We start from the raw sequence: 12661 nt of genomic DNA, 5'->3' as shown, positions 1-12661 counted from the left end.
AGCTCGTCGCCACGATCGACGGATCACGCACTCGCCGCCGCGTCAGCGAGCCAGCCCGCTTTTTTGGGCTGGCTCGAAGACACAGCGCCGCTGCGGCGGCGAGCGTCAGCGAGTCGCAGTGATGGATTTCGGCCCACGGCCCACGGCCACCACACCGGACTGCACGATCTCCCGGATGCCATACGGCTCGAGCATCCGCAGCAACGCGTCGAGCTTGGACCGGGTCCCGGTCGCCTCGACGGTGAGCGCGTCCGGTGAGACGTCGATCACCTTCGCCCGGAAGAGCGTAACCGCCTCGATGACCTGGGTCCGCACACTGGCGTCCGCACGCACCTTCACCAGGATCAGTTCGCGGGCGACCGAGGTGTCGGCGTCCTGCTCCACGATCTTGATGACATTGACCAGCTTGTTGAGCTGTTTGGTGACCTGCTCGAGCGGCAGGTCCTCGACCGTGACGACGATGGTCATGCGCGAGATCTCCGGGATCTCGGTGCCGCCGACCGCCAGCGATTCGATATTGAAGCCACGGCGGGAGAACAGCGCCGCGACCCGTGCCAGCACGCCCGGCTTGTCCTCGACCAGCACGCTGAGGGTGTGAGTCGTACTCACTGTTCGGTCCCCTTGCTCTTGTCGTGCGACATCGCCTCGTGGATGACGGCGGGCTCCGCGGCCTGCTCGTCCTCGTCGAAGAGTGGGCGGATGCCGCGCGCGGCCATGATCTGGTCGTTGCCGGTGCCCGCAGCGACCATCGGCCACACCTGGGCGTCCTTGCCGACGATGAAATCGATCACCACGGGACGGTCGTTGATGGATTGCGCCTCGCGGATAGCGGCCTCGACGTCCTCCTCGCGCTCGACCCGGATGCCGTGGCAGCCGAGGGCATCCGCGAGCTTCACGAAATCGGGGATGCGCAGGGTGTGCGTGCCGAGATCGGTGTTGGAGTACCGCTCCTCGTAGAACAGGGTCTGCCACTGGCGGACCATGCCGAGGTTGCCGTTGTTGATCAGTGCGACCTTGATCGGCACGCCCTCGACGGCACAGGTGGCCAACTCCTGGTTGGTCATCTGGAAGCAGCCGTCACCGTCGACCGCCCACACCTCTTTATCCGGTGCGCCCATCTTGGCGCCCATGGCCGCCGGAACGGCGTAGCCCATGGTGCCGAGACCACCGGAATTCAGCCAGGTGCGCGGCTTTTCGTACTTGATGAACTGCGCGGCCCACATCTGGTGCTGGCCGACGCCGGCACAGTAGATGGCGTCGGGTCCGGCCAGGCGACCCAGCGCCTCGATGACGAATTCCGGCGACAGCGAGCCGTCGCTCGGCGTCGACCAGCCGAGCGGGTAGCTCTTGCGGATGCCGTCGAGGTACTGCCACCAATCGGTGAGGTCCAGCTTCGCCGCGCCGGTGGGGTCGGCCTTCAGCGTCTCGATCAATTCGACGATCACCTCGCGGCAGTCGCCGACGATCGGCACGTCCGCGTGCCGGTTCTTGCCGATCTCGGCCGGGTCGATATCGGCGTGGATCACCTTGGCGTCGGGCGCGAAGGAATCCAGCTGACCGGTGACGCGGTCGTCGAAGCGCGCGCCGAGGGTGATCAGCAGATCGGACTTCTGCAGTGCGGCGACCGCGCCGACGGTGCCGTGCATACCGGGCATACCCATGTTCAGCGGGTGGCTGTCCGGGAATGCGCCGCGCGCCATCAGGGTGGTGACCACCGGGATACCGGTCAGCTCGGCCAGTTCCAGCAGTTGCGGCGAGGCGTCGGCCTTGATCACGCCGCCACCGACGTAGAGCACCGGTTGCTTGGCCTCCATGATCATCCTGGCGGCCTCGCGCACCTGCTTACCGTGCGGCTTGGTCACCGGACGGTAGCCGGGCAGCCGCATCTCCGGCGGCCAGCTGAAGGTGGTCGGCGCCTGCAGCACGTCCTTGGGGATGTCGACGAGCACAGCGCCCGGGCGACCGGAAGCGGCCAGGTAGAAGGCCTCCGCGAGGATGCGCGGGATATCGATGCCCTCGGTGATGAGGAAGTTGTGCTTGGTGATCGGCATGGTGATGCCGGAGATATCGGCTTCCTGGAACGCGTCGGTGCCGATCAGCCCGCGCCCGACCTGACCGGTGATGGCGACGATCGGCACCGAGTCCATCTGCGCGTCGGCGATCGGGGTGACCAGATTCGTCGCACCCGGGCCCGAGGTGGCCATGCAGACGCCGACCTTGCCGGTGGCCTGCGCATAACCGGTTGCCGCGTGACCAGCGCCCTGCTCGTGCCGGACGAGGACGTGGCGGACCTTGGTGGAATCGAAGAGCGGGTCGTAGACCGGAAGAATCGCGCCACCGGGAATGCCGAATACCGTGTCGACGCCGAGCTCCTCGAGGGTGCGGATGACGGACTGCGCGCCGGTGACCCGCTCGGGCGGGACCTGGCGACGGTTCGCCGCGGTCGTCTGACTACCAGCGGGCGCGGCCTGCTGATTCGCCGAAGGCGCTGGCCTGCGGGCTGAAGGCCCGGGCCGTGCGGTTGGTGCACTCACCGTCTTCGTTCCTCACTGTTCGTACTAGACCCCGGACAATTGTGCTTGCACGTGGTGCCTTGCGAAGCGGCCACGTGCCAGGACTTTGTCCCGAACACAAAAAAGCCCCCGACAGCGCAAGGCTGTTCGAGGGTGGCGCGTCGCAACGCGAGCTGACGTATTCGACTCAGGTAGTCAGGCTCAACGCTGGACGCGCCGGCCGATTACGAGCAACTCGTTTCGATTCACGCGCATGACGGTATGTGTGCGCGAGCCGATCAGTCAAACAGGTCTCATTATGTGAGACCGAGCGGGTGCTCGAGTCCGTTCACCATGATGCGAGGATGGTGGTGTGTCATCACCGCATCAGTCCGTGCCACCGGCTAAATCGTCCCATACCCCCGCTGCGGGATCGGAGACGGGTAGCTCGCCGGATCCAGCAGCGCCCAACTCGCCGGAACCGGCGGCGCCGAAGCAGACGGTGCAGGTCATCCGCATTACGCAGATGGCCTACCTCGGTGTGGTCGTGCTGCTGTTCTGCGTATTCTTCGCCTTTGTCGGCTGGCCGATCGGGCTGTGGTGGCTACTGCTACTGCCGGTCGCGGCGGCGGTGTGGATCGCGCGCACGCGCACCACGGTGTCGGAAACCGGGTTGGATCTGCGCACGGTTATCGGTTCGCGGCACCTCGACTGGGCACAGGTCGCGGGTGTCAGCATTCCCAAGCGCGGGTTCGTGCGAGCACATCTGACCGATGACACCGATGTGAAGCTCCCCGCGGTCAGCTACGACCGGCTGCGCGATCTGATCCGCGCGTCGAACGGACGGATCCCGGATCTGTTCGCGGCCGAGGCCGCAGCTCGGGAGGCCGAGTACGAGGCGCGCGAGGCCGAGGCGACGAAGACCGAGACCGACGCGCCTGCCACCGAGACCGAGGCGCGCGACTCCGATTCGTAGCGATTTACCGACGGCGGGGATAGCGACCGCCGCCGGTAAGCTCGCTGACGGATGCGCGATCTGGTGACCGCGTCGGACGGACAATCCCCGCCCGCACTCACCAGACCTGTGGATACCGACGGTGCCGGAACCGACACGACCGATGACACCGTCTGCGCCGACGACCACCCTCGCGGCGACACCATCCAAAACCACAGACCGACAGCGATAACGCAGCGTCGACCGCCAGCGGCCGCACGTCGCCCCGCGCGCACGCGGGAGTAACGTGGGTGGCCGTCGATTTCGCCCGGTGCCGCCGGGCGAAATCTGCGCAGTCGCACATCAACCCCCGCGACCTCCCGAGGATCTACATGCCACCGCTTCGTTCACGCACAACCACCATCGGCCGCAATGCCGCGGGCGCTCGCGCGCTGTGGCGCGCCACCGGTATGACCGACTCCGACTTCGGCAAGCCGATCGTCGCTATTGCGAACTCCTACACCCAGTTCGTGCCGGGCCACGTGCATTTGAAGAACGTCGGCGAGATCGTCGCCGACGCCGTGCGCGCCGCAGGCGGTGTACCGCGGGAGTTCCATACCATCGCGGTCGACGACGGCATCGCGATGGGCCACGGCGGCATGCTCTACTCGCTGCCCTCGCGCGAGATCATCGCCGATTCGGTCGAGTACATGGCGAATGCGCATACGGCCGACGCGCTGGTCTGCATCTCCAACTGCGACAAGATCACGCCCGGGATGCTCAATGCCGCTATGCGCCTGAATATTCCGGCCGTGTTCGTCTCCGGTGGGCCGATGGAGGCCGGTAAGGCCGTTGTCGTCGGCGGTGTCGCGCAGGCGCCGACCGATCTGATCACCGCGATCGCGGCCAGCGCAAATATGAATGTCAGCGAGGACGGCCTGTCCGAGGTCGAGCGCAGCGCCTGCCCGACCTGCGGCTCCTGCTCCGGCATGTTCACCGCGAATTCGATGAACTGCCTCACCGAGGCGCTCGGACTCGCGCTGCCGGGCAACGGGTCGACGCTGGCCACCCACGCCGCCCGCCATGCGCTGTTCGAGCGGGCCGGCACGGTGATCGTCGATATCGCGAATCGCTGGTACCGCGAGGACGACGCGTCGGTACTGCCCCGGAATGTGGCCGATGCCAAGGCCTTCCGCAATGCGATGGCCCTGGACGTGGCGATGGGCGGTTCCACCAATACGGTGCTGCACACCCTGGCCGCGGCGCAGGAGGGTGAGATCGACTTCGATCTGCAGACCATCGATGAGATCAGCCGCCGGGTGCCGTGTCTGTCCAAGGTGTCGCCCAACTCCGACTACCACATGGAGGACGTGCACCGCGCCGGTGGCATCCCGGCCATCCTCGGCGAGCTGCGCCGCGCCGGTCTGCTGGAGACCGATGTGACCACCGTGCACACCAAGAGCTTCGACGAATGGCTCGACACCTGGGATATCCGCTCCGGCCAGGCATCCGAGGAAGCGCTCGAGCTGTTCCACGCCGCGCCGGGTGGGGTCCGCACCACCGAGCCGTTCTCGACGAACAACCGCTGGTCCTCATTGGACACCGACGCCGAGGGCGGATGCATCCGCGACAAGGCCCACGCCTACACCGTCGAGGGTGGTCTGGTCGTGCTGCGCGGCAATATCGCGCCCGATGGCGCGATCCTCAAAACCGCGGGCATCGAGGAGGAGCTGTTCTCCTTCCAGGGCCCCGCCGTGGTGGTCGAATCCCAGGAGGCGGCGGTTTCGGCGATCCTCGGTAAGAAGATCAAGCCCGGCGATGTGATCGTGGTCCGCTACGAGGGACCCAAGGGTGGGCCCGGCATGCAGGAGATGCTGCACCCCACCGCATTCCTGAAGGGCGCGGGCCTGGGCAAGGAATGCGCGCTGATCACCGACGGCCGATTCTCCGGCGGCACCTCCGGCCTGTCGATCGGTCACATGTCCCCCGAAGCCGCTGCTGGCGGCGCTGTCGGCCTGATCGAAGACGGCGATCAGATCCGCATCGACGTCAAGACTCGCACCCTCGAGGTACTGGTGGAGGACGCGACCCTGGCCGAGCGGCGCGCGAAGATGGATGCCGCCGAACGCCCTTGGCAGCCGGTCGACCGCATCCGCCCGGTCACCACCGCCCTGCGCGCGTATGCCGCCCTGGCCACCTCGGCCGATAAGGGCGCTGTGCGCGAGGTGCCGTAAACCCGCGCAGCTCAACCGAATACGAACGGCGTTCCTCGTGTGCACGAGGAACGCCGTTCGTATATCAGCGACAACTGATTTCGTCAGGACATGGGCAACTCATCCGGGCACCCCCAAAACTCAGCCGGGCACACGACGCAGGACCTGAACGCGGGCCGCGTGGCACCCAACTGGTATGGCCTGAATATTCGGGGAGGCGGATCAGAAGGGACCGATGCCGACGAGCGGGTTGCCGCCGTGCAGCCAGTACCAGGTGCCGATGGCGGCGGCGACGGCGAGGATCAGGACGGCGAAGGAGCCGAAGGCGGGGCGGGTGGCCCAGCCGCGGTTGCGGTCGAAGGACAGGCGGCCCGGGCCGGTCAGGAGCAGGACGACGGCGGTGCCCGCGAGGATGGACTCCAGTTCGACGCCGCTCTTGACCGAGGACTTGTACTGGAAGCCCGGGACCATGCCTTGCTTCCACATCCACGCGTCGAGAATCACCGCGAGCACCGCGCCCGCGGCGAACGGAGTGGCCAGACCGAGCACCAGCAGTGCGCCGCCGCCGAGTTCGCCCGCGATGACCAGGATCGTCGACAGCGTCGCGTGATCCCAGCCGCCCCCGCCCATCATGTCGCGGGTGCCGTCCAGGCCGGGTCCGTTGAACCAGCCGGTGAGCTTCTGCAGGCCGTGGTAGATGAATGTGCCGCCGACCACCAGGCGCAGCACGAACAGGCCGAGATCGAGTGTGCCGCGGCGGTTATCGCCGTTGCGGCGGCGCAGGGGACGGCTCGGCTCGCCCGGGCCGTTCGATGCGGGCGGGATGCTGGCGTAGGAGTAGGCGGCGGTCGCGGTGTCATTGGCCCTGGCTTGCTCGCCGACCGAGGGGATCTCGGGGTCGAGGCCGAGTTCCTCTTCCGTGCGCGGCACGTCCTTGGTCAGATCGGGACCTCGGCCGAGCGGCGAGGTATCGGAGGGCAGGTTCAGTCTGGGCATCTCGCCGGTGGGTGAATCATAAGGACTGGTCACGCCACGACCGGTGGACGACACCGCCGACTGCCCATCCGTCGACGCGCCCTCGATGCCGGGCGCGGATGTATCTTTCGGCTTCTCGGTCACGGTCGATACCCTATGCCGCCGCACGCGCCGGTGGGCGGTGACCACGCGACGGCGTGTCCGTTTCTCGACCCGGAGCAGCACATCGGCCGCGGTTTCCGTAACGTCTGAACCATGAGTTTGGTTGTCGCGGGGCGCATCGCCCTGAGCCTGGCGCTCGGCTCCGTCCTGCTGGTCGGCTGCGCTCGGTTCGACGATTCCGCCTCCAGCCCGTTCACACCCGAACCGACCTTCAACCCCGCCGAACCCAAATCGCCGCAGCAGAACCCCTCGCAGCGGCCGCGCCCGACCGGCCCGTGTATCGACCCGGACCCGAATGTGATCACCACCTGCCTGGATTCCACCGGCGGCATCATCACGTTCGGCGACGATGCGATGGTCGCGGAACGGCGCACCGGTCGTATCTACAAGACCGTCCCGGTGGATCCGAGTGACCCGCAGTCACCTCCGGTATTGGTCAACCAGGTGGATGTGGACGGCTCCGGTGACGGCGGCATCACCGATATCGCCCTCTCGCCGACCTACCGCGAGGACGGACTCATCTACGCCTACATCACCACCGCGTCCGATAACCGGGTGGTGCGCATCGCCGAGAACGGCCCGCCCAAGGACATTCTGACCGGCATTCCTAAGGGGTCCGTCGGCAATCACGGTGCCCTGGAATTCGTCTCGCCGACCGAACTGCTGGTGCTGACCGGCGATGCGGGCAATCCCGGTCTGGCCAGCGCGCCATCGTCGCTGGCTGGCAAGGTGCTGCGGATCAACTCGCCGTCACCCGGTGCCAACGCCGAGGTCGTTGTCTCCGGCCTCGGCACGGCGGGCGATCTCTGCGATGACGGCAAGGACAGCGTCTGGATCACCGACCGCACCGCGACCGAGGACCGACTGCAGCGCCTGGCCAAGGACGGATCCGTCACCACCGCCTGGACCTGGCCGGATCGCCCCGGTGTCGCGGGCTGTGCGGCGGGGCCGGATACGGTGGCGATCGCGATGTCGGGGGCGAAGGCACTGGCGATCGCGAATCCCGATGCGAACACCCACGCGGTGACGGCCGCGCCGACCTTCATCGTGCAGGACAAATACGGCAGGCTCGGCGGGGCCGCGGCCGGTGGTGACGGCACCATTTGGGCGACCACGGTCAACAATGACGACAATCACGGCCCCTTCGACGATCGCGTGATCAAGATCCCGCCGCCGTCGGCGGGCGCCGGCCCGGACTAACGAGCCCACATGCGACTGGACCGGTCCCGAGGGACCGGTCCAGTCGCATTGATGGCAGTCAGAACTCAGGCGCACTCCGCGAGCACGAGCTCGCGTACTCGCGCCGCGTCCGCCTGGCCGCGAGTGGCCTTCATGACGTCACCGACGATCTTGCCAGCGGCCTGCACTTTGCCCGAGCGGATCTTCTCGGCGATATCCGGATTGGCCTCCAGCGCCTTGCGCACCTCCGCCTGCAATGCGGTCTCATCGCTGACCATGCCGAGGCCCTTGGTCTCGACGATCGTCGCCGGATCGCCCTCGCCCGCCAGTACGAAGTCGACGACCTGCTTGGCGACCTTGTTGTTCACCGTCTTCGATTCGACGAGTCCGATCACCTCGGCCACCTGGGCGGGCGTGATCGGCAGGTCCTCCAGGGAAACCTCACGCTCCTTGGCCTTTTCGGTAAGGTAGGCGACCCACCAGGACCTGGCGTCGTTGACCGGTGCGCCCGCGTCGACGGTGGCGATGATGAGATCCAGCGCGCCCGCGTTCACCAGGTCGCGCATGACCTCGTCGGACAGCTCCCAGTCGGACTGGATGCGCGCGCGGCGCAGCCACGGGTACTCCGGAATGGTGCCGCGCAGCCGGTCCACCCAATCCTCGGCGGGCGCAACGGGTTCCAGGTCCGGCTCGGGGAAGTACCGGTAGTCCTCCGAAGTTTCCTTGACCCGGCCGGGCGAGGTGGTGCCATCGGCCTCGTGAAAGTGCCTGGTCTCCTGCAGGATCGAGCCGCCGTCGGCGAGAATGGCAGCCTGGCGGCGCATTTCGAAGCGGACCGCGACCTCGACGCTCTTGAGCGAGTTGACGTTCTTGGTCTCGGTGCGGGTGCCGAATTCCGTTGCGCCGATGGGCATCAGCGAGACATTGGCATCGCAGCGCAGCGAGCCCTGCTCCATCTTGACGTCGGATACCTGCAGCGACTTCAGGACTTCACGCAGCGCGGTCACGTACGCGCGCGCCACCTCCGGCGCCCGCTCCCCCGCACCGGTGACCGGCTTGGTGACGATCTCGATGAGCGGCACTCCGGCCCGGTTGTAGTCCAGCAGCGAATGGCTCGCGCCGTGGATGCGGCCGGTCGCGCCACCGATATGGGTGGACTTGCCGGTGTCCTCCTCCATATGGGCGCGCTCGATCTCGACGCGGAAGGTGCTGCCGTCATCGAGCACCACATCGAGGTGCCCATTGGTGGCGATCGGCTCGTCGTACTGGCTGATCTGGTAGTTCTTCGGCTGGTCCGGGTAGAAGTAGTTCTTGCGCGCGAAGCGGCCCCACGGCGTGATCGAACAATTCAGCGCCAACCCGATCCGAATCGCCGACTCCACGGCCTGCTGGTTCACCACCGGCAGCGACCCCGGCAGACCGAGGCACACCGGGCACACCTGAGTATTGGGAGCCGCGCCGAACTCGGTCGGGCAACCGCAGAACATCTTGGTCGCGGTGTTCAGCTCGACGTGAACCTCCATGCCGAGCACCGGCTCGAACCGGTCGATAACATCGACATAGTCCATCAAGTCGACGGTGGGTGCACTCATGACCGCGCCTCGCTGGCACTCGGCTCCGTCATGACCACACCCAGGGCGGCTGTGCCGATTGTTCGCTCGCTGCGCTCGCTCATAGCGATCAGTCTATTAACCCGCTCGCCACGCCCGCCACGCGGTTGGTCAGCGGGTCGGGGCGTGCTGGGTGAGCCACCCGGTGACGTAGGTGAGGACGTCGGGCGAGATGGTGGTTTCGATGCCGGTGTACTCACTGGGCAGGCCCGAGTTCGCGGGCTGCATGAGGTGGTTGAGGTCGGGGAAGACGTGGACGGTGGCGTCGGGATCGGCGGCGAGGCGATCGCGCATCGGCTGTTCGTTCTGGGTGGCGAGCACCTGCATATCCTTGGTGCCGAAGAAGGCGAGAACCGGAATGCGCAGGGCGGAGAGTGCGGGGGCCGGGTCGTAGGTGATGAAGGCTGCCATATAGGCCGTGTTGTAGGCGTCGAGCGTCTCGGCGGACGCGCGCTGACCCGGAGGCAGTGATTCGTTGTGGCGTTGGTTGAGGTCTCTGGCGACAGCCAGATCGCCGGAGCGCATCAGGTTGGTCCAGTCGGTGATGAAGGCGACCTGGTCGTCGACCCGCGACTGCGGTGCGCCGGCCGCGGTGAGCAGCGCGCGGTTCTGTTCGATCAGCACCGCCCAGCCCGGTACCGACGGACCGGCCATCAGGATCGCGAAGGCGACGCCGCTGTCGGGGCGCGCGGCCACCAGCGGTGCGAGGTAGCCGCCCTCACTGTGGCCGAACAGGCCGACGCGGGCCGGGTCGATCTCCTGGCGGGCGCGTAGGAAGCTCACCCCGGCCGCCGCGTCACCGGCGAGGTCGGTGTAGCTGGCGTCGTCGAGTTTGCCGCTGGTGCCGCCGACGCCTCGGTCATCGGTGCGCAGCACGGCGTAGCCCGCGCGGGTGAACGTATCGGCCAGCAGTAGAAAAGGCTTGTGGCCCATGAGATCTTCGTTGCGGTCCTGTGCGCCGCTGCCAGAGATCAGCAAGATTGCCGGGAAGGGACCGTTGCCCTCGGGTCTGGTCAGTGTGCCCGCGATGGTGATATCGCCGTTGCGGTAGCTGACATCCTCGGATCGATACGGGTACGGCGGTTTCGGCTCCTGCGGGCGCGCGGGCGCCTCGATCTTGCCCGGCTGCAACGTCAGCGGCAGGCTCTGACCTGCTTGACGGAACTCACCGATGATGCGGTTGGCGTTCTTATCGAATTTGCCTTGGAATACCGGGTCGCCTGGAATGTTCGGAATCGCGAATGCCACCCGATCCGGTTCGGCGGAAACGTCTTTCAGCTCCGCACCGTTCATACCCTGCACGGGGATATCAATGGTGGCGCCGCCGTTGTCGGCGAAGCTCACCCCGACCGCCAGCGGCGCGCCGGGCACCTCGATGGCGCCGTGCCAGTCCCCGGTCAGCGACCGGGGCTCATCCTTATCCGATGACGAGCACCCCGCCACCCCCGCGACGATCAGGAACACAATCGAGACGAGCCATCGCCCTGTGCGCATGCCGCAACACTACCGACCCGCGCTGGGAGTTCCGGCGAAACCGGCTGCCCGCAGCACCGCGATCCTCACGCCCCGCGCGCGTATCGAACCGCCGCGGCGATCGCTTCCATATCCAGTTCCAGCGTGGGGTCGTCGTCCTGCGCCTCTTGGATTTCCAGGATCGCGTCCGAAACCCCGCCGCGCCGCGCGACTGCCAGCAGTTCCCGGCGGACGAATGCTCCGAGCGGCAATTCGGCGGCCCGAGCCCGGCGGCCGAACATGCCGAGTACGTCGGCGGGCAGGTCGTAGACCTGGATGAGCGTCAGTGCGTCGGAGTCGAATGCCGGGGTCAGATCACGGCCCTGGGACTCCAGGAATTCCACGATCGCGTCCACCGAAGTTCGCCTGCGCGCCATCGCGATCAGTTCCTGACGGACGACATCCTCGATCGCTATACCCGCCGCGCGGGCACGGCGGCGGAACACCGCGACAGCATCGGTGGGCAGATCGGATACCCGGAGTTGAGCCACGAGAACCAGACTAGCTGTGCGACAACGAATTCCGCAGGTCTCGATTGTGCAACAACTAGCCGAAAAACGCCTCGGCTTCGCGATATCGATCATCGGGTACCCGCTTGAGCTGTTTGGTGGCCTCCGACAGCGGCACCAGATCGATGGCAGTCCCGTGCAGGGCGACCATTTGCCCGAAATGCCCGGCGTGTACGGCCTCGGCGGCGTGCAGTCCGAAGCGGGTGGCCAGCACCCGGTCGTACGGGGTCGGGCTGCCACCGCGCTGGACGTGGCCGAGCACGGTGGTACGCACCTCCTTGCCGATACGGCGTTCGATCTCGGCGCCGAGTTGCTGGGCGACACCGGTGAATCGCTCGTGGCCGAATTCGTCGATACCCCCTTCGCGCAACGCGAATCCGGAATCGGGGGCGGGATGCGCGCCCTCGGCGACCACGCAGATGAAGTGCTTATCGCCGCGCTGGAAGCGGCGCTTGATCATCGAGCACACCTCGTCCACGTCGAAGGGCACCTCGGGTACCAGCGTGAGGTGTGCACCCGCCGCCATGCCCGAGTTGATCGCGATCCAGCCCGCATGGCGGCCCATCACCTCGACCAGCATGACGCGCTGATGCGATTCCGCGGTGGTGTGCAGCCGGTCGATCGCCTCGGAGGCGATGGACAGCGCAGTGTCGTGGCCGAAAGTGACATCGGTGCAGTCGATGTCGTTATCGATGGTCTTCGGGACGCCGACCACCGGGACGCCCTCGTCGGACAGCCAACTGGCCGCGGTGAGGGTGCCTTCGCCGCCGATCGGGATCAGCGCCTCGATGCCATTGTCGTCGAGGGTGCGTTTGATCTGGTCCAGTCCGGCGCGCAATTTATCGGGATTGGTGCGGGCGGTGCCGAGCATGGTGCCGCCCTTGGTGAGCAGGCGGTCGGTGCGATCGTCGTTCTGGATGGTGATCTTCCGGTCTTCCAATAGACCGCGCCAGCCGTCCTGAAAGCCGATTATCGCGTCGCCGTAACGTCCGTTCGCGGTGCGGACGACGGCACGGATGACCGCGTTCAGTCCTGGACAGTCGCCGCCTCCGGTCAACACTCCGATGCGCATGGC

General features: G+C 66.9%; 10 protein-coding genes. 3 read left to right on the top strand and 7 right to left on the bottom strand.

Annotated features, from left to right (window positions below; all coding sequences use genetic code 11):
- Window positions 1-105 precede the first annotated feature (105 nt).
- Window positions 106-609, bottom strand: coding sequence for an acetolactate synthase small subunit (gene ilvN / locus ACQP1G_RS10870; protein WP_040693551.1), 504 nt, complete (start codon window positions 607-609; stop codon window positions 106-108).
- Window positions 606-2534 carry an acetolactate synthase large subunit gene (locus ACQP1G_RS10865; RefSeq protein ID WP_433201748.1) on the bottom strand — a complete coding sequence of 643 codons (1929 nt, stop codon included), beginning with the start codon at window positions 2532-2534 and terminating at the stop codon, window positions 606-608. Before ACQP1G_RS10865 ends, ilvN begins: the two co-directional genes overlap by 4 nt.
- Before the next feature lie 331 nt (window positions 2535-2865).
- On the opposite strand from ACQP1G_RS10865, the gene ACQP1G_RS10860 reads away from it, so the two are divergent.
- Window positions 2866-3468 carry a PH domain-containing protein gene (locus ACQP1G_RS10860; protein ID WP_433201745.1) on the top strand — a complete coding sequence of 201 codons (603 nt, stop codon included), beginning with the start codon at window positions 2866-2868 and terminating at the stop codon, window positions 3466-3468.
- A 350-nt stretch (window positions 3469-3818) separates the two neighbouring features.
- The gene (gene ilvD / locus ACQP1G_RS10855; protein WP_433201742.1) at window positions 3819-5660 is read left to right on the top strand and encodes a dihydroxy-acid dehydratase; all 1842 of its coding nucleotides are present in this window, start codon (window positions 3819-3821) and stop codon (window positions 5658-5660) included.
- A gap of 201 nt (window positions 5661-5861) precedes the next feature.
- Here ilvD and ACQP1G_RS10850 read toward each other — a convergent pair whose 3' ends face one another.
- Entirely contained in the window at window positions 5862-6758 is an 897-nt protein-coding gene (locus ACQP1G_RS10850) for a DoxX family protein (protein ID WP_433201739.1), read from the bottom strand.
- 111 nt (window positions 6759-6869) lie between these two features.
- On the opposite strand from ACQP1G_RS10850, the gene ACQP1G_RS10845 reads away from it, so the two are divergent.
- Window positions 6870-7976 (top strand): PQQ-dependent sugar dehydrogenase, encoded by a 1107-nt coding sequence (locus ACQP1G_RS10845; protein ID WP_433201736.1) that lies wholly within the window; start codon window positions 6870-6872, stop codon window positions 7974-7976.
- A 65-nt stretch (window positions 7977-8041) separates the two neighbouring features.
- On the opposite strand, the gene gatB is transcribed toward ACQP1G_RS10845, so the two are convergent.
- From gatB to ACQP1G_RS10825, 4 genes are all read right to left on the bottom strand, one after another.
- Window positions 8042-9547: an Asp-tRNA(Asn)/Glu-tRNA(Gln) amidotransferase subunit GatB gene (gene gatB / locus ACQP1G_RS10840; protein WP_433201733.1), complete on the bottom strand. Its 1506-nt coding sequence runs from the start codon at window positions 9545-9547 to the stop codon at window positions 8042-8044.
- Window positions 9548-9676: 129 nt separating this feature from the next.
- Entirely contained in the window at window positions 9677-11059 is a 1383-nt protein-coding gene (locus ACQP1G_RS10835; protein WP_433201730.1) for an alpha/beta hydrolase family protein, read from the bottom strand.
- A gap of 65 nt (window positions 11060-11124) precedes the next feature.
- Window positions 11125-11568, bottom strand: coding sequence for a hypothetical protein (locus ACQP1G_RS10830; protein ID WP_433201727.1), 444 nt, complete (start codon window positions 11566-11568; stop codon window positions 11125-11127).
- 55 nt (window positions 11569-11623) lie between these two features.
- Window positions 11624-12658 carry an ATP-dependent 6-phosphofructokinase gene (locus tag ACQP1G_RS10825; RefSeq protein WP_433201724.1) on the bottom strand — a complete coding sequence of 345 codons (1035 nt, stop codon included), beginning with the start codon at window positions 12656-12658 and terminating at the stop codon, window positions 11624-11626.
- Between the last annotated feature and the right edge of the window lie 3 nt (window positions 12659-12661).

This window comes from Nocardia sp. CA-107356 (genome assembly GCF_050946365.1).
Taxonomy (GTDB): domain Bacteria; phylum Actinomycetota; class Actinomycetes; order Mycobacteriales; family Mycobacteriaceae; genus Nocardia.
The sequence above is the reverse complement of the archived record's forward strand: the minus strand, read 5'-3'. Positions and strand labels throughout refer to the sequence as shown.

Excerpts from the sequence above, each read along its gene's own strand:
- ACQP1G_RS10825 (WP_433201724.1), bottom strand. The coding sequence starts at position 12,658 with ATGCGCATCGGAGTGTTGACCGGAGGCGGCGACTGTCCAGGACTGAAC.
- gatB (WP_433201733.1), bottom strand. The coding sequence starts at position 9,547 with ATGAGTGCACCCACCGTCGACTTGATGGACTATGTCGATGTTATCGAC.
- ACQP1G_RS10845 (WP_433201736.1), top strand. The coding sequence starts at position 6,870 with ATGAGTTTGGTTGTCGCGGGGCGCATCGCCCTGAGCCTGGCGCTCGGC.
- ACQP1G_RS10835 (WP_433201730.1), bottom strand. The coding sequence starts at position 11,059 with ATGCGCACAGGGCGATGGCTCGTCTCGATTGTGTTCCTGATCGTCGCG.
- ilvD (WP_433201742.1), top strand. The coding sequence starts at position 3,819 with ATGCCACCGCTTCGTTCACGCACAACCACCATCGGCCGCAATGCCGCG.